The sequence below is a fragment of the Streptomyces thermovulgaris genome (assembly GCF_002155915.1).
Classification (GTDB): domain Bacteria; phylum Actinomycetota; class Actinomycetes; order Streptomycetales; family Streptomycetaceae; genus Streptomyces; species Streptomyces thermovulgaris.
Window position 1 is genome coordinate 1 of the sequence record NZ_MUME01000126.1, and the last position, 26,008, is coordinate 26,008.

Sequence of the window (26,008 nt, forward strand, 5' to 3'; positions counted from 1 at the left end):
CGCCCGCCAACTACGCCCAGCGTTCGGGCCGTGCGGGCCGCAGCGGCCAGCCCGCGCTGGTGACGACGTACTGTGCGACGGGCAACAGCCACGACCAGTACTACTTCCGCCGCTCGGAGCGCATGGTCGCGGGCGCGGTGGCCCCACCGCGCCNNGGCCTGAAGCTGGGCCGCGCGATACCCGAGGTCCTGGACGTGTCGTACCCGGACACCGGCGACCGTCCCAACCCGGCGCTCAAGCTGCTGCCCGACATTCTCGCCGCCTCCCTGGACGAGAGCGCGCAGGACCGCACGGTGGACGCGGCGCTGCGGGTGCTCGGCCCGCTGCTGCCGGAGTTCGCCGAGACGACGTGGTGGCACGACGACTGGATCCAGGATCAGGTGCGCACGGTGCCGGAGCGCTTCGACCGCGCCTTCGACCGGTGGCGGCAGCTGTTCCGTGCCGCACTCGAGGACCAGTACATCCAGAACAAGCGGCGCCTGGACTACAGCCTCACCGAAAGCGAGCGCAACCGCGCCAACACCCGCCGCCGCGAGGCGGAGACGCAGCTGACCCTGCTGATGAACGAGAGCGTCGACAGCAAGTCGGTCCTCTCCGACTTCAACCCCTATCGCTACCTCGCCTCCGAGGGCTTCCTGCCCGGGTACAGCTTCCCGCGTCTGCCGCTGGCCGCCTACATCCCGACCGTCGGCCGTCGCCGCGGCGACGGCGACTACCTCCAGCGGCCCCGCTTCCTCGCGATCCGCGAGTTCGGCCCCGGAGCGCTGATCTATCACGAGGGCGCCCGCTACCAGGTGACCCGTATCCAGCTGCCGCCGGACTCCTCCGGCGACCTGGCCACCAGCGAGGCCCGCCGCTGCGCCCAGTGCGGCTACCACCACGACCCGGCCGAGCGCCAGGACCGCTGCCAGATGTGCGACGAGCCGCTGGGCCCGGCCACGCACGGCCTGCTCCAGCTGCACACCGTCTACACCACCCGCCGGGAGCGGATCTCCTCCGACGAGGAGGAACGGCGCCGGGCCGGCTTCCGCCTGCAGACGTCGTACCGCTTCCAGGACCACGGCGCCCGCAAGGGCCGTCTCAACGCGTCCGTCAAGGATTCCTCGGGCGCGCCGCTCGCCGACCTCGCGTACGGCGACTCGGCGACCGTCCGCATCACCAACATCGGCCGGGTGCGCGCCAAGCGGGACGAGCCGCCGGGCTACTGGCTCGACCTCGCCGACGGCCGCTGGATGAACGACAAGGACGCCGCCGAGGCCTCCGGCGACTCCAGCGAGCTGCCGCTGGTCGACGAGGACGGCAAGGAGCGGCGCCGCAAGAAGCGGGTCATCCCCTACGTGGAGGACCGCCGCAACATCCTCGTCGTCACCCTCGACGAGCCGCTGCCCGAGCCGGAGGCGCTGTCCCTGATGTACGCGCTGGAACGGGGCATCGAGGCCGCGTTCGAGCTGGAGGACGCCGAGCTGTCCAGTGAGCTGCTGCCGCCGGACGAGGGCCCCCGCAAGCGGTTCCTGTTCACGGAGGCGGCCGAGGGCGGAGCGGGCGTACTGCGTCGCCTCCAGGCGGAGAAGGACGCGCTGGCGAAGGCGGCCCGGTACGCACTGTCGATCTGCCACTTCGACGAGGACGGCAACGATCTCGGCGGCCCGCACCCGGACCGGCCGTGCGCCCGCGGCTGCTACGAGTGCCTGCTGACGTACGGCAACCAGCTCGACCACGCACTGATCAACCGTCACTCGGCGCGGGAGTTGCTGGTGCGATTCGCCTCGGCGACGGCGGAGCGCGAGGCGCGTGGGGAATCACGGTCGGAGCAGTACCGCCGCCTGCTCGACCAGGTCTCTGCGGAGCCGACCGCGGTCGAGTCGTCGACCGCCGCCGAACTGGCCGCGCGCGGCGACTTCCTGGGCTGGGTGAAGACGAAGGGCCTGCGCCTCCCGGACGAGGCGAGCCCGTTCCTCACCGAGGCCAACGCGATGCCGGACTTCGTGTACCGGCTGCCCGGCGCGAACGTGGCCGTGTTCGTGGACACACCCGACAAGGAAGACAGCACCCTCCGGGACGAAAGCGCCGAGGAGCGGCTGTTCGACGCCAGTTGGGACGTCGTCCGCTTCCCTCACGACGGGGACTGGGACGCCATCGCCGCCGCCAACGCCCGCTACTTCGGCTCTCCGGCCGCCAACTGAGCACTGTCACCCTTCACTCTCCCTGAGGACTCGAAGACACACATGGCACTCACGTACTCCGCCGGTTCCCTGGTGAAGGCCCGCGGCCGGGAATGGGTGGTACTTCCCGAGAGCGAGCCCGACCTGCTCGTCCTGCGCCCGCTCGGCGGCTCGGACGACGACATCGCCGCCGTGTTCCCGGCGCTCGAGACGGTCGAGGAGGCGAGGTTCGCCCCACCGGAGCCGAGCGACCTCGGCGACCAGCGGGCGGCCGGCCTGCTGCGCACCGCCCTGCGCATCGGCTTCCGCTCGGGCGCGGGCCCGTTCCGCTCGCTCGCCGGCATCGCGGTGGAACCGCGCGCATACCAGCTCGTGCCCCTGCTGATGGCGCTGCGGCAGAAGACGGTCCGCATGCTGATCTCCGACGACGTCGGCATCGGCAAGACCGTCGAGGCGGGCCTGATCGCGAGCGAACTGCTCGCCCAGGGCGATGCGTCGGGCCTGGCGGTGCTGTGCTCGCCCGCTCTGGCGGAGCAGTGGCAGCAGGAGCTGCGCGGCAAGTTCGGCATCGACGCGGAGCTGGTGCTGGCGTCGACGGTCAGCCGTCTGGAGCGCGGACTGGACCTGGGCCAGTCCCTCTTCGACCGCTACCCGAACGTCATCGTCTCCACGGACTTCATCAAGTCCCCGCGCCACCGCGACGACTTCGTACGCCACTGTCCCGACCTGGTGATCGTCGACGAGGCGCACACGTGCGTGGCCGCCGATGACGCAAGGGCCGGCTCGCAGAGCCAGCTCCGCTACGAGCTGCTGCGCCGTGTCGCCGACGACGCCGACCGGCACCTGCTGCTGGTGACGGCCACTCCGCACAGCGGCAAGGAGTCCGCGTTCCGCAACCTGCTGGGGCTGATCAAGCCCGAACTGGCCCATGTGGACCTGGAGACGGAGGCGGGCAGGAAGCTGCTCGCCCAGCACTTCGTGGCCCGCAAGCGCGCGGACGTACGCCAGTACCTCACCAAGGAGGACGGCCTGGCCGACGACTCGCTCGCCGAGCGCACCGCGTTCCCCTCGGACCGCTACTTCAAGGACGAGACGTACAAGCTGTCCCCGGAGTACCGGGCTCTGCTGGACGACGCGCTCGCGTACGCGAGCGAGCGGGTGAAGGAGGCGGACAACCAGGGCCAGCGGGAGTACCGCATAGCCTGGTGGTCGGCGATCGCCCTGCTGCGCTCACTGGTGTCCTCGCCACGCGCCGCCGCCCAGACGCTGCGGACGCGGTCGGCGGCGGCGGTCGCGTCCTCGGCGGAGGAGGCCGACAGGCTGGGCGCACCGCTGAACAGCGACGCGGCCGACAGCGACGCGATGGAGGGCATGGACGTAGCGCCGGGCGCGGAGATCGCGGAGAACGACCCGCGCTCGCGCCTCGCCGAACTCGCCGACCGTGCCGAGAAGCTGGAGGGGCCGGAGAAGGACCTCAAGCTGAAGGCACTGATCAAGCACCTCAAGGCGCTGCTCGCCGACGGCTACAACCCGATCGTCTTCTGCCGCTACATCCCGACGGCCAAGTACCTGGCCGAGCAACTGGCGAACGACCCGGAGACGAAGAAGCGCAGCCCCCTCGGCGCCAAGACCGTCGTCAAGGCGGTCACCGGCGAGCTCTCACCGCAGCAGCGCATCGACAACATCGAGGCGCTGGCCACGGAGGCCGGCGAGGACACCGCCGCACGCCGCGTCCTGATCGCCACGGACTGCCTGTCAGAGGGCGTGAACCTCCAGTACCACTTCGACGCCGTGATCCACTACGACCTGGCGTGGAACCCCACCCGCCACGACCAGCGCGAGGGCCGCGTCGACCGCTACGGCCAGCGCCGCGACAAGGTCCGTGTCATCACCCTGTACGGCGAGGACAACGGCATCGACGGCAAGGTCCTCGAAGTCCTCATCAAGAAGCATCGCCAGATCAAGAAGGACCTCGGCATCTCGGTGTCGGTCCCGGACGAGCTGTCGACCGGCGTGATGGACGCGATCGTGAAATGGCTGCTGATGCGCGGTCGCGAGAACGAGGACGCCCTGTTCAGCGCGGACGCCTTCAAGGTGAGCAAGGCGAAGCTGGACAACAACTGGAAGTCGGCGGCGGAGCGGGAGAAGCGGTCCCAGTCCCGGTTCGCGCAGCACGCGATCCACCCGGAGAAAGTGGCCCGCGAGGTCGCCGCGATCCGGGAGGCGCTGGGCAGCACGGGCGAGGTGAGGACGTTCGTACGGGAGTCCCTGGGCGCGCTGGGCGCGGTGCTGCGCGGTACGGCCGAGTCCGACGACTTCACGGCCCAGGTGGGCGGCACCCCGGCAGGCCTGCGGGACGCCCTCGCCACGGCCGTGGGCGCGGAGGTGATCGAACAGGACCGTCCGATCCCGTTCCGGACGAACCCGGCGGTGGCGCGCGGCGAGGCAGCACTGGTGCGCACGGACCCGGTGGTCGGGGCACTGGCGTCGCACGTCCTGAACGCGGCACTGGACGCGCAGGCGGACGGTGCGCGTCCCGCACGCCGCTGCGGCGTGATCACGACGGACGCGGTGACGACCCGGACGACGCTGCTGCTGGTCCGCTATCGCTTCCATCTGACCCTGCCGTCGCGGAACGGCGAGAAGCAGCTGGTCGCGGAGGACGCGCGGCTGCTCGCCTTCGAAGGCTCCCCGAAGAACGCGGTATGGCTGCCGCAGGAACGCGCCGCGGCCCTGCTGGACGCGACGGCGTCCGAGAACACGGACCCGCACTTCGGTGAGCGCATGATGAAGCGCATTCTCGACCAACTTCCCGAGGTCAACGGCTACCTGGAGTCCTACGGCGAGGAGCTGGCCGCCGAGCTGAACGCCTCGCACCGCCGGGTGCGCCAGGCGTCCGGCGAGATCGTCCGAGGTCTGTCGGTGACGGCTCAGAAACCGGCCGACGTCCTGGGCGCGTATCTGTACCTGCCCTCCGCCCCCGCTGCCCCTTCCGCTGTCCCTGCTGCTGTCTCTGGAGCGTCCGCCTGATGTCCGCCACGACTCGCCACCAGGTGTTCACCGCCGTCCACACGGTCGGAGGGCTGCTGCCGGCCGACATGCTGCTGCGCATCTCCGAGGGCAAGGACGTCCCGGGCTCCAAGCCCGCCGACTACGGCCTGCCGTCCTCCCGCTCGGTACGGGACGAGGCGGAGCGCAGCTGGGAGTACCTGAAGCCGCTCTGGCGCGAGCTGCGCAAGCACCTTCCCGAGGGCCGGGAGACGGGCCTGCCCGCCACCGACCCCACAGGCCGCGCGGCCACCGACTGGCTGGCGCCGCTGTGGCAGGAACTGGGCTTCGGCCGTCTGACACCGATCGGCACGGAGGGTGTCCGGGCCGACTCGGACGCGGAGAAGCGGTTCGAGGTCTCGCACCGCTGGCAGCACGCGCTCATCCACCAGACGCCGTGGAACACCGACCTGGACAAGCGCCCGGGCGGTGCGGGCACGGTCCCGCCCCAGTCGATGCTCCAGGAGTGCCTCAACCGGACCGAGGCCCACCTGTGGGGCATCCTGACGAACGGCCGCCAGATACGGCTGCTGCGCGACTCCAGCGCACTGGCCACGGCGTCGTACGTCGAGTTCGACCTCGAGGCGATCTTCGACGGCGAGCTGTTCAGCGAGTTCGTGCTGCTGTACCGGCTGCTGCACGTGTCGCGCTTCGAGGTCGCGGAGGACGCGGCACCGTCGACGTGCTGGCTGGAGAAGTGGCGCACGGAGGCGATCGCACAGGGCACGCGCGCCCTGGACCAGCTGAGGAAGGGCGTCCAGAGAGCGATCACGATCCTCGGCACGGGCTTCCTGAAGCACCCGGACAACCGGGAGCTGCGCGAGACGCTGGACGTGAAGACCTTCCACTACGCGCTGCTGCGCCTGGTCTACCGGCTGCTGTTCCTGTTCGTGGCCGAGGACCGCGAGGTCCTGCTGTCCCCGTCGGCGGACGAGACGGCGAAGAAGCGCTACGCCACGTACTTCTCGTCGGCCCGTCTGCGCCGGCACGCCCAGCGGCGTCGGGGCACGGTCCACGGCGACCTGTACCAGGCCCTGCGCCTGGTCCTCTCGGGCCTGGGCAACGACGACGGCCTGCCGGAGCTGGGCCTGCCCGGCCTCGGCGGCATCTTCGACGACACGGAGGCGGACAAGGTCCTGCACGGCCTGTCCCTGTCGAACGAGCCGCTGCTGGAGGCGGTGCGGGCGCTGTCGATCGTGCGGGACACCAGCAGCAAGCGCAACCGGGTGGTCGACTACCGCCACCTGGACGCGGAGGAGCTGGGCTCCATTTACGAGTCCCTGTTGGAACTGGTCCCCAAGCACAACGCGACCGAGCGCACCTTCGAACTCGTCGAGCTGGCGGGCAACGCCCGCAAGACCACGGGCTCGTACTACACCCCGTCCTCGCTGATCGAGTGCCTGCTGGACTCGACGCTGGACCCGGTCATCGACGACGCGGTCAAGCGCGGCGAGATCCGGGCGACGCGCTCGGGACAGCCGGACCCGCGCCCGGCCATCGTCGAGGAACTGCTGAACCTCACCGTCTGCGACCCGGCCTGCGGTTCGGGCCACTTCCTGGTGGCGGCGGCTCGACGCATCGCGAAGCGAGTGGCTGCGGTGCGAGAGCAGAACCCGGAGCCGACTATCGACGCGGTACGCCACGCCCTGCACGAGGTCGTCGCACGGTGCATCTACGGCGTGGACCTCAACCCGATGGCGGTCGAGCTGGCCAAGGTGTCCCTGTGGCTGGAGGCCATGGAGCCGGGCAAGCCACTGGGCTTCCTGGACGCCCACATCAAGCACGGCAACGCGCTCATCGGGGCTACGCCGGCACTGCTGGCCAAGGGCATCCCGGACGACGCCTTCAAGCCCATCGAGGGCGACGACAAGAAGATCGCGACGGCCATTCGGAAGCGGAACGCCAAGGAGCGCGGCGGCCAGCTGAGCTTCCACACGGAGGAGCGCATCTGGATCTCCAACGCCTCCTTCGCGGCAAGCCTGCGCGACATCACCGCCGCCCCGGCCAACACCCTGCGCGACGTCCGGCTCCAGTCCAGCCGCTTTCGCGATCTGGAACAGTCCGCGGACTATCTCCGGGCCCTGCACATCGCCGACGCCTGGTGCGCCGCCTTCGTCTGGCCCAAGGTCCAGGGCGCACCGACCCCGGTCACCGAGGGCGTCTTCCGCGACCTCCAGAGCGCGGGCGCGGGCATTCCGGTGAGCACGAACGAGGAGATCATCCGCCTCGCCCAGCAGTACAAGTTCTTCCACTGGCATCTGGAGTTCCCGGAGGTCTTCACTGTCTCCGAGACTGCGGACGACGACGTCGATCCGTCCACGGGGTGGGCTGGGGGCTTCTCCTGTGTGCTGGGGAATCCGCCGTGGGAACGCATCAAGCTGCAGGAACAGGAGTTCTTCGCACAGCGCGATGCGGAGATCGCCAACGCCCCGAATGCCGCCGCCCGCAAGCGGCTCATCGCGGCTCTGCCAGAGACGAACCCCGACCTCTTCGCCGAGTTCATCGCAGCCAAGCGCAAAGCGGAGGGCGAGAGCCAATTCCTGCGCTCGTCGCTGCGCTACCCGCTCACCGGCCGAGGGGACATCAACACGTACGCCGTCTTCGCCGAGACCGACCGCATGATGACGGGGCCGCACGGTCGTATGGGCGTCATCGTGCCAACGGGCATTGCAACGGACGCAACGACGCAGTTCTTCTTCAAGGAATTGGTGCAGAATGCGTCGATCGCGGCGCTGTACGACTTCGAAAACGCGGCACCGCTCTTTCCTGGTGTGCATCGCTCGTTCAAGTTCAGCATTCTGTCTCTCACCGGTCGCGGCTTGCGCGAACCATTCGCTCGATTCGCCTTCTTCCTTCACAATCCGACGGAACTGGACGACGCGGACAAAGTATTCACGCTCACTCCCGAGGAGATCACCCTCCTCAACCCCAACACGGGTACGTGTCCGGTCTTCCGCTCCCGCCGCGACGCTGAGATCACCCTCGGCATCTACCGCCGCGTCCCGGTCCTCATCAAGGAGAGTGATCCCAAGGGCAACCCGTGGAACGTGTCGTTCATGACGATGTTCCACATGTCCAACGACTCGCACCTCTTCCGTGCCCGTGAGGAGCTGGAGAGCGACGGCTGGCAATTGGTGGGCAACGTCTTCACGAAGGCGGGGGCTCAGATGCTGCCGCTGTACGAGGCAAAGATGCTCCACCATTACGACCACCGCTGGGCTACCTATGATAGAGATGGGTCCACGCGCGACTTGTCTTTGGAGGAGAAAAAGGACGCGAGAGCTGTGGTGCTGCCTCGCTATTGGGTACCTGAACAAGAAGCGAGCAATACCACAGCAGCCAAGGGGTGGGCGAGAGACTGGTTCATCGGATTCCGGAAGATTTGTCGCGCTACCGATGAGCGAACAGTTATCACTTACGCTTTCCCTAAGGGAGGGCTTGGCGACTCCGGCAACATTCTCATGCCTACCATAAGCAGTTCCCCTGAGCTCTTGTACGCAAACACGACCGCTTTGGTCCTGGACTACATACTGCGTCAAAAACTTGGCGGCACCAACCTAAACTTCTTCCAATTCGAACAGCTACCTTTCCTCACTCCCATAGCAATCCACCCGCACGCTAAGTTTATCGATAGGCGCGTCTTGGAACTGACTTATACCACCAACGACATGCGTTCTTTCGCCGCTGACCTCGGCGATAACGGCATGCCTTTCCGTTGGGATGAGGTCCGTCGCCAAATCATCCGCGCTGAGCTGGATGCTCTCTTCTTCCATCTTTACGGCGTCTCCCGTGATGACGTCGACTACATCCTCGATACCTTCCCTATCGCCAAACGTAAGGACGAGGCTAAGTACGGCACCTACCGCACCAAGGAGCTGATTCTGGCCGAGTACGACCGCATGGCCGCAGCCGGCGTCAGCCTGGAGAACCCGTTGGTGGACGGCGAGAACTACACCTCCACCCTCACCCCACCTCCGGGCCACGGCCCCCGACACCCCGCCTGACAGCTCGCCCCAGAGACAGGAGCACCAGGGACCATGAGTAGCCCTCAACACCCGCAGCGCCCTGATCGGCTTCCCTCGGACTACGAACTCGAGGCATGGCGTGCCATTCAACAGTTCAAGGGGCGCCCACTGTCACGAGTGATGAGAAACGCCGGCGAGCAAGTGGCCAACGGCGTCGCGGAACTCGGCAAGCGTGCCGCGAAGCACCTGGAGAACCACCCACGGGCCCAATCGGCGGTTTCACGCGGACAAGAATTCGTTGCCAAGGGCGCTCATAAGGTCAGCGCCAAGGCTCGCGAAGCCGCCGACGCCCTGCCGGAGTGGAGCGGCACTGCCGTGCAATCCGTACGGCGGACGCTGGGACGGGTCTCACGAGCGGGGCTCTCCTCCAAGCGGGTGGTGGCGCTCCACAAAAAACGCGGGCACGACGTCGCATCACTCTCCGATCTGCGCCGCCTCGACCTCGAACAGGTCGACGCGGTCCGCGGACGGGCGGCGAGCTGGTACTTCCCGGCCGCCGCGGCGCTCTCGGGAGCCGGTGCGGGACTTATGATCTCCGGAGGACAACTCGCCATCGCCGCCTCCGCCGGCGCGGCGGCGGCACCTTCGGGAGGTGCGATCACCGGCGCCTTTGTCGCCGATGCCGCGTTCGTCCTCGGACTCGCGTCCCGCGCCGTCGGCCAGGTCTCGCTGTTCTACGGCTACGACCCCGAAGAGCCTGCCGAGAAGCTCTTCGTGATGTCTGTCGTCAACGTCGGAACGGCAAGTTCGGCCGCCGCCAAGAACGCCGCGATGGCCGACATCTCGCGGCTCACCCAAGCGCTCTTCCGCGGCAAGACGTGGGAGGTCCTGAACGAGACGGTTGTCGCCAAGGTCTCCTCACAGTTCGCGAAGGCGTTCGGCTTTCGTCTCACCAAGAAGGGCCTTGGCAAGGCCGTACCGGCATTGGGGATCGCCGTCGGAAGCACCCTCAACTGGGCCACCCTGGAGGGGATCGTCGATGCCGCCGAGATGGCGTATCGGCGGCGCTTCCTCCTGGAGAAGTACCCGCATCTCGCTGACGAGGAGGCATCCGCACCGTTTCCCGGCGACGACTCGAACGTACCGGACGACGCCGACGAGGAGATCAGTTTGCTCAACGAGATAGCCAAGGCGGGCGGACCCGACCTCCACTGATCCGATGTCCCGGCGGTCTCCGCAGGTGCGGAACCGCCGGGTGCAACTCATGCCTCCGTCACGAACCCTATGAACCGCGACCATCCCTCACGCCCCACCGCGAAGGGCGGGCGCGTCAAGTCCTTGGAGTCCCTTACATGGATGGCCTGTTCGGTGACGGCAACCTCCACGCAGTTGTCGCCGGCCGTGCCGCTGTAACTGGACTTAAACCAGGTCAGTTGGGTGTTGCTCATAGTTCTCCTCTGATCCGCTCCAACAGGCCCACGGAGTCGTGAGGGGCAAGGGCCTGTGCGCGGAGTGTTGCATACCTCCTGTGGAGAACAGCAGCCTGCTTCGGGTCAGTGATCAATCGACCGCTTTCCTGCCCCTCGGAGTACGCCAGGCGTTTCCCCTCCGGGGTCTCCAGCAAGGCGAGCGGACCGTCCAGCCCCGCATGGGTCACCGTGCGAGTAGGCATGATCTGCACGGACACATTGCGGAGTCGGGCGAAGTCCAGCATGTGGTCCAACTGGTCGCGCAGTACCTGGCTCCCGCCAAGAGGCCGTTGCACGATGTGCTCCTCTACGACGAACCTGAAGGAGGTGGTGGGCCGTTCCCGGATGAGGTTCTGCCGTTCCATACGGGCGGCCACCTGTGCCTCCATCTGTTCATCGGACAGCGGTGGGATACGCGTCTCAAAGGCCGCGCGAGTGTACCCCTCCGACTGCAACAACCCCGGAATCAACCGGCACTCATACGTGCACAGGTTCACCGCCTTCCGCTCCAGCCTCGCCCACTGCCGGAACCACGCCGCCAGCCCCACCTCTCCCCGCGTCAGGAACCGGGCCGACCTCCGCAGCGCCCCCGTGTTGCCCAGCGCCTCCTCCGCCCGTTCCACGAACGAGTCGTCCGGCATCCGCCGTCCCAACTCCACGGACTCCACCGTGTGTTTGGAGAAGCACACCAGCTCCCCGAACTCCGCCCGGCTCAGTCCCGCGTGCTCGCGCAGCGCCTGGACGACGGCCCCGAACGTGCGCAAGCTGTCCGACAGACTCGGTTCCCGCTCGCGCTCTCCGCCCGGCACCGCCGGTTCGACGTGTTCGGTCGTCATTCGAGGCCCACCTCCAGGTGTGCACGCGCCAGTTCCCTCTGCTGGAGAGAACGACCAGCGTGACCAACCCGGATTCGTACAGCCCACCGAACGTGTCCGTACACCGACCCAGCGTACGGATCCCCGACCTTAGAACACTCCCGTGCCCTGCGTCCGCGATCCCCGTGGGCGCGACCACACCCCAACTCCCTCACCGCGAAGGCGTTCACGCGGCAGCCACAACAGCACACTTTAAAGTGTGCGTTGACGGCGCTAACACAACTCTTTCATACTCTTCTCGCGCACACTCCCGTCTCGGTCGTTCGCGAGCACCCCACCGGGCCGCCGCTCCATCCGCTTCTGGAGAGCAGTCATGTATCTCGACCTCCTTCACCTGCGTGGATTCCGGTCCGCAGCAGACACCAAGGTCACCTTTCTGCCGGATGTCACCGTCCTCTTAGGTGAGAACAACGCGGGCAAGTCCAACGTGATGGACGGCATCCGGCTTCTTACCCTCCCTCTCGACGGCAAGGGAAACGGCCTGTACCCGGATCGCGACGACCTTCACCGCGACGGTTGCGCGGAGGGCGCGCATGGCGAGAACTGCCGTACGACGATCGAGCTGTCCGCCCGTTACCGGTCCACCGTCCCGGGCGATCTGGACAAGCTCAGCCAGGCCTTCTCCGAGGACGGCCAGACCGCGAGCTACCACCTCACCATCACTCCCCCACCGACCGGTTTCCGGCGCCCCACGTTGTCCTGGCGGGCAGGTGACGGAGCGACCACCGACCTCGACCCCGAGCCGAGGGCCCGTGAGGGAATCCGGCACCTCTACCTCCCTCCACTGCGGGACGCGCAACGGGAACTCGCCTCCAGCAGTGGCAGACGCATACAACTCGTCATCGAGCGGCTGCTGCGCGACGACGACGCACGCGAGGACTTCCTCAAGCAAGTCGGCAAGCAGTTCGAGGAAGTCGGGGCGATCGATCCGCTTCCCCAGGCGGTGAAAGCAGTGCGCACCCGGCTCACCCGACTCACCGAAGGCGCACATCCCCAGACCGCCGACCTGGGATTCGCGGACGCGTCCGTCAGCTCCATCGCGCGTGGGCTGCGGCTGCGCATGGAGCAGGCAGGCCTGGATCCGCGCGACCTCGCCGAATCAGGCCTCGGCTACGCGAACCTCCTCTACATGGCCACCGTGCTCACCCAGCTCCAGGACGCGGCCGAAGCCGACCTCACCTTGCTCCTGGTGGAGGAACCCGAAGCCCACCTGCATCCGCAGCTCCAGACCATCCTCCTCAACCATCTCGCGGAGGAGGCTCGTGCGAGTCGTCAGCGGCAGCCCGAGCCCGGAAACCCCTGGCTCGGCAGAATTCAGGTGATCGTCACGACGCACTCCCCCCATGTCGCCACAGCCGTCGATCCCAGAAACCTGGTTGTGTTGCAGCGTCGCCCATGGCGACCCCGATCGGTCACAAGCGAAGCGAAGCCGACCGTCTCCGAGACCCCCACGTCATCCCGGCCGTCGTACCAGACCACAGCAGTCGCTGTGGACCGTCTTGGGCTGGAGAAACGCGACCACTACAAGATCCGCAGCTATCTCAACGCGACCCGCAACACGCTCCTGTTCGGGCAGCGAGTCCTCCTGGTGGAAGGCATCGCAGAGGCGATCCTGCTGCCCGAGTTCGCCCGGCTCACCCTCACCGACAAAAACCTCCAGCGGTTCCATGGAACGGCCCTCGTGCCCATCGACGGTGTCGACTTCGAGCCCTACCTGCGCATCCTGTTGCAGCCGGACACCGAGAGCGGGTATCGGATCGCCCGACGCGTGGCCGTGATCACGGACGGAGACGCGGGGACGGCCGAGAAAACCGCGCAGGACCGGATCCACAACCTCAACGCGCTCATCACGTCCTCGGGCGCAGGTGGCCTGGCCCGCGTGTTCCACAACGAGTTCACCCTGGAACCCGAAATCCTCAGGGCTGGTGGGCCCAATCGGAGTCTGCTCATCGCGGCGTGGCGGGAGCAGCGCCCCCAGGCGTGGGCCAGGGACTGGCAAGTCGTTGGAGATGGGCCCCTGGACGAGCAGGCCGAAGCACTGAGCAGCCTGCTGCACAAGGTCAAAATCCGCAAGGGTGATCTCGCCCAGGCACTCCTCGCCGAAGCAGCCGCGCAACCGGACGGCTCCCCTCCCTTGGCCGTCCCCGACTACCTTCGCACCGCCCTGGAATGGATCACCGAGGAGCCCGTCCCGTGACACACCTGGAGGCACCGAAGGCAGGAAGGATTGCCGTCCTGCGCGCCGAGGCCGAAGCCGCCCAGCGCACCCTGGTGGACCTGGACACCAGTCCTGGGCGCGTGGTGCGTACACAGGCCTGTCCGGGCGCGGGCAAGACACGGACTGTCGTGGAACGCCACCTCAGCCGCCCGGTACCACCGCGGCAGGGACGAGCCATCCTCTCGTTCACCAAGGTGGCCGGCGCCGAGGTCCGCAAGCGGTGCGCGCAGGCAGGACATCCGGAACTCACCCAGTTCCCGCACTACATCGGAACGTTCGACACCTTCATCTGGCGTCACCTCGTCCGACCGTACCTGCGCCCGGTCAGCGGGAAGACCTGGCATCGTCTGGAGTCCTGGGGCGATCATCCCAGGGCCCGGCATAGGGATGTGACCCTGGACGACTTCCGTTTCGACTATGCAGAGCAGTTCCCGGTACGCGTCGTGAACCCCAGACTCAGACCCGGCGCACTGCCGCACAGGCTCCGCCGGGACACAAAAGCGGTGAGACGTCTGACCTCCTGGGCTTCCCACACCATGCGGGAGCTGTGGGAAGCCGGGTACCTGTCCGGTGACCAGTTGCGCGACATGGCCCTGTATCTGTTGACCCGAAGCAACCGTCGTGACCGCATCGCCAGAGTCCTGAGAGCGCGGTTCGCCGAGATCGTCATCGACGAGGCCCAGGACTGCTCACGCGAGGACCTCCAACTGGTCGACCTGATCCGTAAGGCAGGAGTTCCCCTGCTGCTCGTGGGTGACCCGGATCAGAGCATCTACGGGTTCCGTGAGAGCCATCGGCTCGAGGACCGCAGCCACCCTTCATTCACCTTCGCCATCGCGCCGGACCATCGGTTGAGCCACAACTGGCGCAGTACGCAGATCATCTGCGATCTCGCCCACACCCTGCGTACCTCCGACGCGCCTCCTGACATCGCAACCGGCCCCTACCATGCCGAGGCGAATCCGGTCGTGCTCATTCCCACCACCAAACGCAGAGAATCCGAATGGGTCGGCAACTTCGCCGAGGAGGCGGAAAGGCTCAGCGTTCCCGTGCAGCAGCGGTTGGTCGTGGCGCACGCCAACTCCGCCTTGCCCAAAGGGATAACCGGAACCCGGCGCGTGCCGACGGCCAAGCTCGACCGTCTCATCTGGGCGACAGCCGTCCTGCGCTCCCCGGGCGCTTCGACACGGCAGCAGGAGCTCGCGGGTAGATCGCTGCGCGAGGCCGTGCTGGACCATTGGTACGGCGCGCCACCCGACGAGCCGGAATCCGTCGGCCTTGCCCGTCACCGCCTCACCGACCTCGAACTGCGGCTCGTCCAGCAGTCGTTGATCAGAAATCTCCCCTCTCTGAGCACCCCGCCCCGCGAGTGGAGCCGCTCGGCGTGCAAGCTGCTCCGGGACGAAGCCGCTCGGCTCGGCATCGAGCCGAAGACGACGCGCGCGTACCCGTGCCGGCATTCCAAGGGTGCGGCTTGGGAACTCGTGGGATTCGGCGATCCCACGTCCGCCCGAACCGCCATCGGCAGGGCCGGCACGGTGCACGGAGTGAAGGGCCAGGAGGTCGACGCGGTCCTGGTCGTCATCCCGCCCATCGGCACGGACAAGGAGGACAACCGCTCGGACCGGCTGATCGAGGCGTGGACGGCGGGTGCCGTGACTGGGGACGGTCCCGAGACCGCCGAGGCATTGCGCGTTCTGTATGTCGCTGTCACACGAGCCCGACGGCTCGTCGCGCTGGCGTTGAGCGACAGGCATCTGAACGCGGTGGAGTCCTTCCTCGCAGAACGAGGAATTCCCTGCCGCACCATGAACGACAACGGCGGGGAACAGATCATGCTGCCGCTGTGACACACCGGCGTCCGATGACCGCAGTGAACGGCTGCGGGGAACGTTGTCGAGGCCCGGCGTATGCCGAGTGAGAACGGGACGGACATCAGCCTGTGGGGCGGTTCGCGTCCGGCGTCGACTGCATCTCAAGGGACTTCCGCTCGCCGTCAGGCGACCGAAAAATAACGAAATCACCAAGTGCGGCAAGTGACGCACCACATGCTCCACACTCACCCAGTACAACCGTATGGCGCAGTCCCGCCTCACACTGAGAACCCCTCGTCGGCGGCGGAAACGCACCTCCCCCTCACCCCGTCCCGGGCCACGGTCCCGACACCTGTCTGACAGTCCGGGCCCTCCGGCAGGCACTGCCGGGGCGGGACCAGCCCAGTCCACAACCACAGAAACAAGAACACCAGATGAATCCGTACAACACCCCGGCGTCATCACGCCCCTGGTGGAAGACCACTCCGGCCGCGTTCGGCATGTTGGTCCTGGTGGCCCTGCTCGGCGCGCTCAGCTTCCCTCTCGGCTTCCTCGTGATGATCGCCGCCATGGTGGCGATGTGGGTGCTACCGCCCTGGCGCTGGTTCGCCAAGCTCGGCGCGACGTTCGGAGCGTTCGTGCTCCTGACGGTCGGCGCAAGCCTGGGCGGACAGCTCGACGACAACGGGAAGGACAAGTCCGACGCCAAGGTGCGGAACGAGAAGGGGACGAGCGCCGAAGCCACGTCGTCCTCACCTTCTCCCAAGCCCCTCAAGATCGCTGACTACACGGGCAAACAACTGGACGAGGCGGCACAGCAAGCACGATCCGCGGGATTCACCGCCGGCCACCATGACGCAGCCGACGAAAACCGTTCGATCCTCGTGCTGTCCGAGTGGAAGGTGTGCTTCCAGAAGAACGACGCGGCCGCGAGGACCATTGACTTCGCCGCGGTCAAGACGAGCGAGCCATGCCCGGAGAGGGACGGCGGCCCGCTCCCCTGGCCGGTGATGCCCGACGTCGTCGGCGCCACCTACAACACGGCCGTCAAAGACCTGGAGCAGGCTGGTATCGACCTCGACCGCGTCACGCTTGACGACGTCTACCTCGACATCGACTCCCCCACCGCCGACGAGGCAGCCGAGGACGGCGACGAGTGGCGGGTGTGCTTCCAGTCCCCCGGCGAGGGCACGAAGGTGACCTCCACCACCACGGTCCGTCTCGACCTGGGCAAGTGGTCCGACTACGACCTCGTCCAGCGCTGTCCGGCAGCGAAGAACACGACCTACAAGATCCCGGCCAACGACCCCGATCACGAGAGTGACGACAGCGCCGGCAGGAAACACAGCTCGTCAGGCGGCAGCTCCTCGTCCTCCTCCGGTGGCTCCACCAACGACGGCGGCAGTGGCGGCGGCACGGTGCACCCCGGCTCGTTCTGTTCCCCGCCCGGCGCAACCGGTGTCACGAAGGCAGGGACTCCCATGGTCTGCGGTCCAGGCTCCGACGGACGCAATCGTTGGCGTTCCCCCTGATCCCGTACATCCCCAAGCGCCCCGTCGGCCCGACACCACTGCCGGCCAATCCCACCTGCTCAGGAACCGCTGCGAAACCGTGAACAATTTTCCGGGAAAGCGTTCACGGTTTCGCAGAGTGCATCCCTTGAGCGCGCGGTTGTGCGGGTTCGCCAACACGATCGTCCGACCGACGGGGCTCACACGATCGGGCATCTGCCACGAAGGCCACGAAACAATCCCAAGAAGCCCGGTCGTGTTGCAGCGCTGCCCGTAGCGGCCCGGATCAAGCCCTGGTGCCGGCCACAAATGGAGCGAAGGCAGCCACTTCCGCGCTGTCCCGGCCGTCGTACGGACCACAACGGTCACTGTGGATCGTCTCAGGCTGGGAAGTACGGTCTCTTGACCGCTCGAGCACTCCTGGTCGGCTGCGGGAAACAGAAAAGCGCCCCGATCCAGATCCGTCACTTCGACATGATGAAGTCCAGGGCAAAGCCGGAAGCAGTCGTCCAATAGGTGACGAGCTGACCGTCGTCCGCGTACAACGTGTCGACGGGCATGGGGACGTCGATCGGCTTGCTCACCTTGCTGCCGGGCTTGCGACCCTGGAGGGTGAGGGTGATGTTCTTCACCTCGTACTCGTCCCTGGCACCGCCGCTGACGAGCAGAGCGGCATAGGCCTCCTCACCCGGAGCGATGGTGACAGGCACCCCCGGGTCCGGGTCGCTGTCCTCGATCACGGGGACCGTGGTCTGGCCGTTGCCGAGCCGCACGTAGGGGTAGTGGTGGAGATTGCACTTCTCGTCGCCGACGTTCTGGACGATGATGAGAAGGTGCCTGGCCTCCTTGCTGTCCGCAGGCTCCTTCACGGCGGAGACCGCGAGGCCGTTCTCGGTGCAGGCGGCGATGGTGCCGGCGCCGCCGCTGACACCGCCGTTGCTGTCCCCACTGGTGCTGCCCGAAGCATTGCCCGGCTTCCCCGAAGCCGTCTCACTCAGCTTCGCCAGGCTTGTCGCGTTCAGCTGGTTCGAGGACTTGACCTCACCCGATCCGTTGGCCGCGCTCGACCCACATGCAGTGGTCCCGAGCAGCGCGGCAATCACCGCTGCCCCGATGGCGTAGGACTTCCATCCCTTGGAGCGAACAAGAGCACTCATTGATGTTCCCCCGTGGTCGGCCGTACACGGCCGCTCTTGGACTCTCGGTACGCAAGCAGATCTTTCACCAAGAACCTTTCTCAATACACCCATTGGGCAGTTCTGTTGCTCATCGAGCACAGGGAGGAGACGGTTCCGTCAAAAAGACGATCAAAGCGTGATCGCGTCGTCATTGTGACGCGGTTGCGAGCGTATGGGTGTCCGGGCGCGCCGAAGACCATGCTCGGCTCCGTGTCGTCCTTCGCGGGACAGGCCGACCGTGCCAACGGAGGCGGGAAACCGGACACAGTTGATGTCCCACAGCTCCGGAGCGTCACCGCCCACCGCCGCGGACGCCCGTCTGCCACGGCTGAGCAGCGGATCGAACGTACAGGTCATGGCTGGATGACAGAACAGTTGACGTCACGGCCATGGCACCCGCCTGTCGTCGTATCGAACTCTCCTGTTCAAGAACCGGAATGACGGTTTCTCAGCATCGAGCACCACGTGCTCAGCAGGTCAACGAAGCCCTGTGAGGGGTCCGGTGCGTTTCACGGGAACCACCGCCCCCATCCACACACGTCGTGATCTACGGTGCCATCAGTCACTCATGACACCGCGACGGGGAGGGGCCGTGGAGCAACCCAGAACGGCATTGGCCGAGCGCATAGCCGAACGAAGGGCAGGGATCGGTGATCCACGGGCGTTGGTCGGTGAGATGCGGCGCTCGGTTCTTCTGGTCCCGACCGTCGGCGGCCGCCTCTGGAGCGTGCGCTCGGGTGGGGTGCGGTGGGTGTGCGCCTTCACGGACGAGACGGCGCTGGCCCGCTTCGCGCTTCATCACGGGCCCGGTGACCGGCCGGTGGACTATGCCGCGTTGCTGGGCGCCCGGATCGTGGACGAGATCGTACCGAGTCTGGGCGAGCCCGCCGGTCTGGCCGTGGACATCGCCGGCGAGGACGGGGCGATGTTCTTCCCTCCGGTCACGGGGATCGTTCCCGACGGCGTCGCCGTCGACACCGACGCGGTGAAGGAGGGGAGTGGCCATGAGCGGTGACGGAACGGACCTGCACTTCGACAAGGCGTCGGTCGCGAAGTTCACAAGGGGCGTGGGCGCCACCATCGACGGGCTGGGCGAACTGGGCGGCGCCACCGGTTCGGTGATGGGCAAAGGTTTCTCCGCGTTGTCCATGACCGGAATGGAAGCCGGGCACCACGGTCTGGCGGCCGACTTCGAGGACTTCTGCGAACGCTGGGAGTGGGGTGTGCGCGCCCTGGTGAACGACGCCAGCCAGATCGCGAACCGTCTCGGCCTGGCGGCCGGAACGCAGTGGGAGCACGACCAGTACGTCGCGGGCACGCTGAAGGTGGGGGTCAACGCCCTGATGGGCGGCAATCCGCATGCCTCCGAGGAGGAGATCGCCCGGCAGGACTGGGGTGAAGTGTTCACGCCGGACCACCTGAACCCTGACTGGAGTACCGAGTCGTTCGAGCGGGCGCAGCAGGAGATCGAGCAGACCTGGATGGACACCGGCCGGACGATCCTGACCGAGGGACAGGTCGGCCGGCAGACGGAAAAGATCAACAAGTCGCTGGGCATCGACGACAGCGAGTGGAACCAGGCATTGGACAGGACATTCGGGCCGTCGCCCGAGGAACGCGCCCGGCAGGCGCAGCAGTAGAGCGGTCAGGGCGGCGACGGGGGTAACTGAACGTGGGCATCGGCGATTTCATCAAGGACATCACACCGGACTCGGTGGAGAACGCGGTCGAGGACGGTGTCGAATGGCTCGGCGACCGGGTCGAGGACGGCGGAAAGTGGGTCGCGGACCGGCTGGACGACGTCGGCTGGGAGTCCGGCGCGGACTGGGTGCGTGAGCAGTCGCGTTCGGTTGCGAACCGGATGGGTGCCGAGGTCGACGAGATGGACCTGGGGCAGACCGAGGACAAGACCAAGCTGGTCTACGGCAGCCCGGAGAAGCTGCGTTCCACCGCTCGGAAACTCCGTGCCTTCCAGAAGGCGTTCGACGACGCCGGCGAGGGCCTGAAAGGCCTGGACTCCTCGCGGCTCAAAGGCGAGGCCGCCGAGGCGCTGCGGAAGGTCATGAGCGCCCAGCCGCCGAAGTGGTTCACCGGAGCCGACGCCTGTGAGAAGGCAGCCTCCGCGCTGGAGGCGTTCGCCGACACCGTGGCATGGGCGCAAGGACAGGCGCAGCTGGCGATCGACAAGTGGAAGGAAGGGGTCAAGGCGTCCGAGGAGGCCGCCGACGCACACCGCAAGAAGATCGAGGCCTACAACAAGGCCGTCGACCGCTACAACGCCCAGCCCGCCGATCAGCGTGACCCGTCCACGCTGCCGCCTTGTCCCGCCCCGACGTTCCACGACCCGGGCAAGAAGCTGATGCAGGTGGCGCAGGACATCCTCGCCGAGGCCCGCAAGCAGCGGAACACCGCCGCGGAAACCGCTCGCAGCGCGATCCGCGCCGCCCGCGACATGGCGCCGAAGAAGCCGTCGTACGCCGAGCAGGCGGGCGGCGGTCTGCAGGAGCTGCAGATCATGAGCGACCACGTCGGCGGTGGCGTCATCAAAGGCACGGCCGGCCTTGTGAACTTCGTCCGCTCGGTCAACTTCCTGGACCCCTACAACATCACGCACCCGGCCGAGTACGCCACGAATCTCAACAGCCTGGCCGCGGGCCTGTTGGTGGCCGCCAACGACCCCGTCGGCACCGGCACCCAGATGGTCAAGGACTTCATGAAGGACCCGGCCGAGGGCTTCGGCCGGCTGATCCCCGACCTGGCGCTGACCGTGGCCACCGGTGGCGGCGGCGCCGCGGTGAAGGGGGTACGCCTCGCCGAGGACGTGTCCGACGTCGCACGGGTGCGCAAACTGGTCGACAACGCCCCCGAGGGCACCCACAACCGACCCGACGGCACCCGCACCACCGACGGGACCGACCCCGTCGACCTCGCCACGGGCCACATGTTCCTGCCCCAGACCGATGTGGAGATCCCCGGCATCCTGCCGCTGGTCTTCACCCGCCGCACCGAGTCCGGCTGCACGGTCGGCCGTTTCCTGGGGCCGTCCTGGACGTCCACCGTCGACGAGCGTCTGGAGATCGACCCGGTCGGCGTCGTCCACGTCACCGCCGACGGCCTGCTGATCACCTACCCGCACCCCGTCCCCGGCACCCCCACCCGTCCGGAGTCCGGTACCGCCCGCACCCTGCTGGCCCGCGACGAAAACGGCGACTACACGGTCACCGACTCCGACACCGGCCTGGTCCGCCACTTCGCCGCCCCGCCCGGCAGCGAACCCGGCGGCGACGGAGTCGCCTGGCTGATATCCGTCACCGAACGCAACGGCCACACCGTCACCATCGACCGCGCCGACGACGGCCTGCCGCTGGCCCTGGTCCACTCGGCCGGCCACCAGGTGAAGCTGACCACCGCCGAGGGCCTGATCACCGCCCTCTCCCTGGCCGGCGCCGGCGAGAACGGCACCGACCTGCCGTTGATGGCATACGGCTACCAGGACGGCAACCTCACCACCGTCACCAAACCCTCCGGCGCCGCCACCACCTTCGTCTACGACGACCGCCGCCGCGTCACCGCCTGGATCGACTCCAACAACAGCCGCTACGACTACACCTACGACGACCGCGACCGCGTCATCGCGGAAGGCGGCGAAGCCGGCCACATCAAGATCACTCTCACCTACACCGAACCCGACCCCGAGACCGGTCACCGCACCACCACCCTCACCACCGCCGACGGCCGCATCACCCGCCACCTCATCGACCGCCGCTGCCGGGTGATCGCCACCACCGATCCGCTCGGCCACACCACCCGCTACACCTACGACAGCCGCGGCAACCTGCTCACCCACACCGACCCGCTCGGCCACACCACCGCCTGCACCTACGACGAGAACGGCCGGCTGGTCCGCGTGGCCCGCCCGGACGGCTCCGAACTGCGCGTCATACGCGGCCCTCTCGGGCTGCCGACGGAAGTCGTGGGACCGGACGGCGCCCGCACGACCTACGGGTACGACGAGCGCGGCAACCGCACCGCGGTCACCGACCCGGCCGGGAAGACGACCCATTCGGCCTACGACGACGCCGGCCGCCTCACCTCTGTCACCGACGCCCTCGGAAACACGACCCGTGTGGTGTGCGACGCGGCGGGTCGGATCGTGGAGGTGACCACCCCGTCCGGCGCCACCACCCGCACCGAGCGGGACGGGCTCGGCCGTCCGGTCCGCGTCACCGACCCGACGGGCAGGACCACCCGACTGGAATGGAACGCGGACGGACAACTCGCCCGCCGCACCGATCCGGGCGGCACCGTCGAGTCATGGACCTACGACGGTGAGGGCAACTGCCTTGCCCATACCGACCCCTCCGGCGGTGTCTCACGCTACGAGTACACCCACTTCGACCTTCCGTTCGCCGTCACCCGCCCCGACGGGAGCCGCTACACCTTCGAGCACGACAAGGACCTGCGTCTCACCCGGGTCACCAACCCGCAAGGTCTGACCTGGACGTACGAGTACGACGCGGCCGGCAACATCGTGTCCGAGACCGACTTCGACGGACGCACCCTGACCTACCGCCTGGACGCCGCAGGCCGACTCGTCGAGCGGATCGACGCACTCGGCGGAACCATCTCCTTCGAGCGCGACCAGCTCGGCCGGGTGCTCCGCAAGAACGTCGACGGGAAGGTGACGACCTACACCTACGACCGAGCGGGCCGCCTTCTCGAGGCGATCGGGCCGGACAGCGAGCTCCGCTACCAGTACGACCGCCGCGGGCAGGTCAAGACGGAGCTGGTGGACGGCCACCCGCTCGTCTACTCCTACGACGACCTGGGCCGACGCATCCGCCGGACCACGCCCACCGGCCATGTCACGTCCTACACCTACGACTCCGACGGGCTTCCCGCGCAGCTGACCACGGGTGGCCGTGAGGTCGCCTTCACCCATGACGCCGTCGGCCACGAACTGGCCCGTGCCTACGGGGGCGCGATCACCATGACGTCGGCCTGGGACGAGGCCGGACGGCTTGCCGAACAGCACATCACCGCCGGAGCCCGGGCCGTCAACAGCCGCGCTTACGCCTACCGTGCCGACGGACATCTGCTCTCCGTCACGGACCGGCTGTCGGGCACCCGCACCTTCGACCTCGACCCCATCGGCCGGGTCACCGCCGTCCACGCCCCGGACTGGACGGAGCGGTACGCGTACGACGAGGCGGGCAACCAGACCTCGGCGTCCTGGCCGGCCCACCACCCCGGCAGCGAGGCCACCGGACCACGCGCCTACCACGGCACCCGCATCACCCACGCCGGAGGCGTCCGCTTCGAGCACGACGCCCTCGGCCGCGTCGTCCTGCGGCAGAAGACCCGCTTGTCCCGCAAGCCCGACACCTGGCGCTACGAGTGGGACACGGAGAACCGCCTCACCTCCGTCACCACCCCCGACGGCACCCGGTGGCGGTACCGCTACGACCCGCTGGGTCGCCGCACCGCCAAGCAGCGCCTGGCGGCCGACGGCGAGACCGTGGTCGAGGAGATCCGCTTCACCTGGGACGGCCTCACCCTGTGCGAGCAGACCAGCCACCAGCCCGACGTCCCACACACGGTCGCTCTCACCTGGGACCACCACGACGTCGTCCCGCTGGCCCAGACCGAGCGTCTCCTGACCGCCGACAGCCGGCAGGAGGAAATCGACCGCCGGTTCTTCGCCATCGCCACCGACCTGATCGGCACACCGACCGAACTGATCGACGAGACCGGCGGCATCGCCTGGCGCACTCGCACCACCCTATGGGGCACCACCGCCTGGGCCCGCGACAGCAGCGCCTACACCCCGCTCCGCTTCCCCGGCCAGTACTACGACCCCGAAACCGGCCTCCACTACAACTACTTCCGCCACTACGACCCCGAAACCGGCCGCTACACCTCCCCGGATCCGCTCGGGCTCGCGCCCGCCCCCAACCCGGTCACCTACGTCCACAACCCGCACACCTGGACGGACCCGCTGGGGCTCTCCCCCTATGCACAATCGAAGGGGGCACATGCGGAGATTGATCCCAGGAAGCTCGACTACCTGTTCAACAAAGACATCAAACCGGACCCGCACAACACATCGAGAGCACTTCAGAACGAGCTGGAACTCCTTCGAATCGGCATACCGGACACGCCAGAGATGCGAAAGTACGTTAGCGATCACCTGACCCAGGCCGCCCAACAGCCATTCAGGCGCACATACACCAAGGAGTGGCCCGGAGGAAGCGGCAACTTCGGTGTGACTGATTCCGTTCTGTATGGTCCTCACGGGGCGCTTGGCGTCGAAAGCGCCTGGGAAATCCTGCCGGATGGCGGGCGTAGACTCTCCACGGTCATCTTCCGGGGAAGCGGCCCAAATGTCAGCATCCAAGGCAGCATGGACCACTGGCCGCCATACATCAGTAAGTGGAAGTGAAGGTGCGGGCAGATGTATCTGTATCGAGAATTCCTTACTCCTGACGACGAAGAAGTGTACGACACCTTCGGCGAATGGCCGGATTCAGATGAAAACGGAACGCGAATTCTTACCTTTCAAGACACTTCCGGGCAATCACTGGTATTTTCCTACCATGTACTGGAGAGGTCGGTGAGGGTTCGCTGGATGAACAATCAAGAAGTCACCCTGGTGGATATTTATCGGGAGTGCGCCACGCGCTTGTCCTTCTCCCCCGGAAAATCAACTAGGAATATTTTGATTGAATTCGACATGGGCGAGTGCGCAGGGGTCATGGACATTCAGATCGCCCCACATTTCGCGATCGAGGATCGCCTCCTGTTTCGATAGAACAAGCGCGTGTCTCCTTTCGTTTCAAACATCGGAGCTTGCGGAGGTGTCACCGATGCTTGAGGCGGCAACAGCCCTCGCGAGGGTTCGGATCTTTGCACAGGATCGGTTAATAAGCTTGCCGGCCTGCCGAGATCGTCTTCACCAAGCCGCTGCTTGACAAGGTAAAGGGACGACACACGGCCGCCTTGACCCGGCTCCAGTAGATCCACCAGGCTCTGCGCGCCAGCGTGAGGACCGGCATCGCATCGACGCCCTGCTTTCGCTCATCGACGATCTGGTGGAGGACTACGCGGACCAGTGATGCCCAGTTAAGGAATGGATTCAATAAAGCACAGAGACCCTTGAAAGAGAAATACTTATACCCACGAAGCGCGACCTGGAAGCGCTCCTAAATAAACATGAAGAGGTCACTCGAGGGCCCGACCGGCTAAATGAATTTCTCCACTTTATCGCCCATCGACAATCCTCGCGCGAGATCTGTAAGACGGCAATAAATGAGCGACCGCACCTTCCTTGAACTCTCACTGGAAGAGCTTGAGGGGGATCGATGGCCCGATCCCCCAGCCGACGCGACAGGATTGGTCAAAGCTGTGCATCGCCTGCGGCGTCGCCCCATCGGGAGCCTCGCCGCGCACGAGTTGCGACGACTGATTGGGCAGGATGTCGGACTTCAGTGGCTTCTTCCGCTGGCGATTGAAATTCTCCGCGAAACCGCACCGGAGGAGGCTGAGGAAGGGTTCTATGACGACGACTTGCTGTCGGCGGTTCTGACTCGAGATCCGGAAGTCTGGGCCGCCGCACCGGAGATGGCCCGCGAGGTGAAAGAGATCCTGGCAACACTGCAAGATCTGTCACCCTACATCCAGTCGGAAGCAGAAGAGTTTCTACGGTCGCTCCCGGGCGACCTATGACAAGGACCAAATGACACAAGTACCGCTCGCCTTCAGGCGTGAA

15 protein-coding genes are annotated in these 26,008 nt (G+C 66.9%); 12 read left to right on the forward strand and 3 right to left on the reverse strand.

The genetic code is table 11. The features are described 5' to 3' along the window. The 4 genes from CCN35_RS12625 to CCN35_RS12640 form a co-directional block, all read left to right on the forward strand. Window positions 1-2,183 (forward strand): DUF1998 domain-containing protein (locus CCN35_RS12625; protein ID WP_143631523.1); only part of this gene is annotated, 2,183 nt, incomplete at its 5' end. Between the two features lie 42 nt (window positions 2,184-2,225). Further along, window positions 2,226-5,192 carry a DEAD/DEAH box helicase gene (locus CCN35_RS12630; protein WP_086792644.1) on the forward strand — a complete coding sequence of 989 codons (2,967 nt, stop codon included), beginning with the start codon at window positions 2,226-2,228 and terminating at the stop codon, window positions 5,190-5,192. Further along, complete coding sequence (locus CCN35_RS12635; RefSeq protein WP_086792646.1) at window positions 5,192-9,214, forward strand: Eco57I restriction-modification methylase domain-containing protein; 4,023 nt, start codon at window positions 5,192-5,194, stop codon at window positions 9,212-9,214. The genes CCN35_RS12630 and CCN35_RS12635 overlap by 1 nt, the downstream gene beginning before the upstream one ends. A 33-nt stretch (window positions 9,215-9,247) precedes the next feature. Then, window positions 9,248-10,390 (forward strand): EcsC family protein, encoded by a 1,143-nt coding sequence (locus CCN35_RS12640; protein WP_086792648.1) that lies wholly within the window; start codon window positions 9,248-9,250, stop codon window positions 10,388-10,390. 47 nt (window positions 10,391-10,437) lie between these two features. Here the strand turns inward: CCN35_RS12640 and CCN35_RS12645 are convergent, their stop codons facing one another. Together CCN35_RS12645 and CCN35_RS12650 are read right to left on the reverse strand one after the other, a co-directional pair. Continuing rightward, window positions 10,438-10,623, reverse strand: coding sequence for a DUF397 domain-containing protein (locus CCN35_RS12645; protein WP_086792650.1), 186 nt, complete (start codon window positions 10,621-10,623; stop codon window positions 10,438-10,440). Continuing rightward, window positions 10,620-11,480: a helix-turn-helix domain-containing protein gene (locus CCN35_RS12650; protein ID WP_086792652.1), complete on the reverse strand. Its 861-nt coding sequence runs from the start codon at window positions 11,478-11,480 to the stop codon at window positions 10,620-10,622. Before CCN35_RS12650 ends, CCN35_RS12645 begins: the two co-directional genes overlap by 4 nt. A gap of 352 nt (window positions 11,481-11,832) precedes the next feature. On the opposite strand from CCN35_RS12650, the gene CCN35_RS12655 reads away from it, so the two are divergent. The 3 genes from CCN35_RS12655 to CCN35_RS12665 all read left to right on the forward strand — a co-directional run bounded on the left by CCN35_RS12655 (window position 11,833) and on the right by CCN35_RS12665 (window position 17,083). Further along, window positions 11,833-13,716 carry an ATP-dependent nuclease gene (locus CCN35_RS12655; protein WP_086792654.1) on the forward strand — a complete coding sequence of 628 codons (1,884 nt, stop codon included), beginning with the start codon at window positions 11,833-11,835 and terminating at the stop codon, window positions 13,714-13,716. After that, entirely contained in the window at window positions 13,713-15,587 is a 1,875-nt protein-coding gene (locus CCN35_RS12660) for an ATP-dependent helicase (protein WP_158100397.1), read from the forward strand. Before CCN35_RS12655 ends, CCN35_RS12660 begins: the two co-directional genes overlap by 4 nt. Window positions 15,588-15,985: 398 nt before the next feature. Beyond that, window positions 15,986-17,083 (forward strand): PASTA domain-containing protein, encoded by a 1,098-nt coding sequence (locus tag CCN35_RS12665; protein WP_067397471.1) that lies wholly within the window; start codon window positions 15,986-15,988, stop codon window positions 17,081-17,083. Between the two features lie 443 nt (window positions 17,084-17,526). Here CCN35_RS12665 and CCN35_RS12670 read toward each other — a convergent pair whose 3' ends face one another. Then, window positions 17,527-18,219, reverse strand: a complete 693-nt coding sequence (locus CCN35_RS12670; protein WP_086792658.1) for a DUF4232 domain-containing protein — start codon at window positions 18,217-18,219, stop codon at window positions 17,527-17,529. A 697-nt stretch (window positions 18,220-18,916) separates the two neighbouring features. Here CCN35_RS12670 and CCN35_RS12675 point away from each other — a divergent pair. The 5 genes from CCN35_RS12675 to CCN35_RS12695 all read left to right on the forward strand — a co-directional run bounded on the left by CCN35_RS12675 (window position 18,917) and on the right by CCN35_RS12695 (window position 25,965). Next, on the forward strand, window positions 18,917-19,255 hold the full coding sequence (locus CCN35_RS12675; RefSeq protein ID WP_067397502.1) for a hypothetical protein: 339 nt from the start codon (window positions 18,917-18,919) through the stop codon (window positions 19,253-19,255). Next, complete coding sequence (locus tag CCN35_RS12680; protein ID WP_067397472.1) at window positions 19,245-19,880, forward strand: hypothetical protein; 636 nt, start codon at window positions 19,245-19,247, stop codon at window positions 19,878-19,880. The genes CCN35_RS12675 and CCN35_RS12680 overlap by 11 nt, the downstream gene beginning before the upstream one ends. Window positions 19,881-19,912: 32 nt before the next feature. Next, on the forward strand, window positions 19,913-24,682 hold the full coding sequence (locus CCN35_RS12685; protein WP_086792660.1) for a putative T7SS-secreted protein: 4,770 nt from the start codon (window positions 19,913-19,915) through the stop codon (window positions 24,680-24,682). Window positions 24,683-24,694: 12 nt separating this feature from the next. Next, the gene (locus CCN35_RS12690; protein WP_236560749.1) at window positions 24,695-25,051 is read left to right on the forward strand and encodes a hypothetical protein; all 357 of its coding nucleotides are present in this window, start codon (window positions 24,695-24,697) and stop codon (window positions 25,049-25,051) included. Between the two features lie 497 nt (window positions 25,052-25,548). Beyond that, window positions 25,549-25,965: a contact-dependent growth inhibition system immunity protein gene (locus CCN35_RS12695; protein ID WP_067397473.1), complete on the forward strand. Its 417-nt coding sequence runs from the start codon at window positions 25,549-25,551 to the stop codon at window positions 25,963-25,965. Window positions 25,966-26,008 lie beyond the last annotated feature (43 nt).